The following is a 2194-nucleotide window of genomic DNA, read 5'->3' as shown; positions in this document are numbered from 1 at the left end:
AGGCACAAACGCTGATGGTTCGCCTTATGAGAACTACATCTGGGCGGCACCATTTGCATATGTCAATGAGCAGTGGGTATTGGATGGTTTCTTTGAGGCGCTCGCGCCGTATGGGGATTTGATCGGTTTGAAGCATGACAGCCCCCTCACGATGGTGATGTTTATCGCGTTCGGAAAAAGCCAGGATCTAGCGTTGGCGAAGCGGTTTATGGAGCGCACGTATTCGGTGAGTGCGGTGGAGGATGTGGCGCCGACGATTGAGTCGATTACAGCTACTGACAACGGCGAGGAGATTCCCAACGGCGGCACCACCGTCAAAACCGCCATAACCTTGTGCGGGGTTGCTGCCGGAGGGCAGAAAGTCGATGTACTGGATGGCATTACTTCAAAGGGGCAGCCGACTGCCGACCCGGTAACAGGCGTCTGGACGCTGCTCATTACCGAGCTGGACAAGACCACACACGTTTTCGTGGCGAAGGAACTGTATGGAGCGGGGCAAAGTTCCGATGTCTATACGATCAATGTTGTGGCCATGCAGCGGCCAGTATTGCTGTCTCCAGCTGTCACCCCGATCGATGTCCTGGCCTACGAACAAGGTGTCATCTTGCGTGTCATGTTTCCGGAAGCGTTGCCAGGGCAACAAGCGCAGCTCAAGGAACATGATCCGTTGCCGGGGAGTAAACCGTTTCCGGTACTGGCGCTTCATCCAGGTAAACAGACTGATTTTTCGCTCAGTTCAGCGTTTCTGGCGACGCGCCGGGGAAGCAGTAGAAGTTTTTACTGGACGTTGATCAGTGACGGTGACCCGGTGGGGAATTCGCCGGAGTTGACGTTGGTTATCAATGCCATAGCCGAGTACGACCCGCGGTTGCCGACGCCAAATATTGCAGGGGAAACCGGTGATCAACTCAATATTGATCTACTTCCGGACAACGCTGAAATAATCGTCAGCAGATGGTCATTTCAGGAAAGTGGAAATCCGGTTTTTTTGAAGTTGGAAGGCATTGACACCGAGGGAAATAGCACGGAACAAGTGATATATAACGGGCAACCCCATTATGCGACGGACGGATTATCTGTGGCAGCACCAATGGAGTGGCTGCGTACACTTAAAAGCCAAAGCAAGCTAAATATCAACTTTGGCACGAAACCAGAACCCGACGCAAACAACAATACTGAAATATTTTTTCCTGCGCGAACATATACCTTCACGGCCAATCCGCGTTACACATTAGAAAACCTTGATTCAATACCCTCTTTTAAGATTACTGCGAGCCAGTCGATAGAAAGCCCGTTAATGAAATTTTCATGCACTAAAGGCTCGCTGTCTTTAGTCAGGCTGCAAGACCTGCCTTCGAACCCCATTCCGATAACTGAGGAGATGCAAAACCAAGCGCTCTACACGTTTACACATAACGTACCGTACGTAAGCGAATTCACTCTGCACCTTCACTCAAATTACCAAACAGTAAACTTCTGGTACTGCGCCGCTAATACAAATAATTTTCCTCAAACTGTAGGCTTCATCGAATTTCTAGACCTTCAAAACCAACTTTTAGGAAAGCTTGACATGCTAGCTTCGCCAACCCCAACCCAGAAAAACATTGATTTCTCGGGCAAAGACATTCGAAAAATCAGGATCATTCCATACATACCCGCACCGCCCGCAACGGGTACAGGCTTTTACTTTGACACCTTCAAGCTTTATTCATAAATATAAGACAGAAAAAAGGGACGAATCTATCCAACCGGTGATTTAAGCAGCGGGCATGATCAAGGCATCTCTTCTTATCGCGAAAGGGCCGACAGGTTTGGCGCAATTTTTTGATTTAAACCAAGGCGTTTAAAAGACACGCGCTGACACGCCTTCTAGGCTACAAACCCTTGCGCCATTGCCTACAGCCAAGCCAGAATCCGCCGGCTTGTGCGCTTAGGGGGCGGATTCTATTGTGGTGCGGTCGCTGGCGAATCAGCGATCGGGTCTCGCAGCCCGTCGATCTCTGGACGCACAACACCCGCTGTTTTTATGGCGGCTGTACGTGGGAGACCTTCGGGTCTGCCGGTTCTAGAGTCCCGGTCTGCGACCCGCGTACAGCTGCCACCAATCATTTCGTATCGCAGCGAAAGTTGGCAGCACCGTCGACTCTAGGAGCTTCACCATGATCAAACCAACACCCAACCCACCCGAAACCGA

General features: G+C 50.7%; 1 pseudogene. It reads left to right on the top strand.

From position 1 onward, the window contains the following. Positions 1-1714: pseudogene (locus OQK_RS28930) on the top strand (hypothetical protein); the annotation flags it as partial. Positions 1715-2194: the final 480 nt, after the last annotated feature.

The organism is Pseudomonas sp. R62, from assembly GCF_000257605.1.
In the GTDB taxonomy this organism is placed as follows: Bacteria; Pseudomonadota; Gammaproteobacteria; order Pseudomonadales; family Pseudomonadaceae; genus Aquipseudomonas; species Aquipseudomonas atacamensis.
The sequence above is the reverse complement of the archived record's forward strand: the minus strand, read 5'-3'. Positions and strand labels throughout refer to the sequence as shown.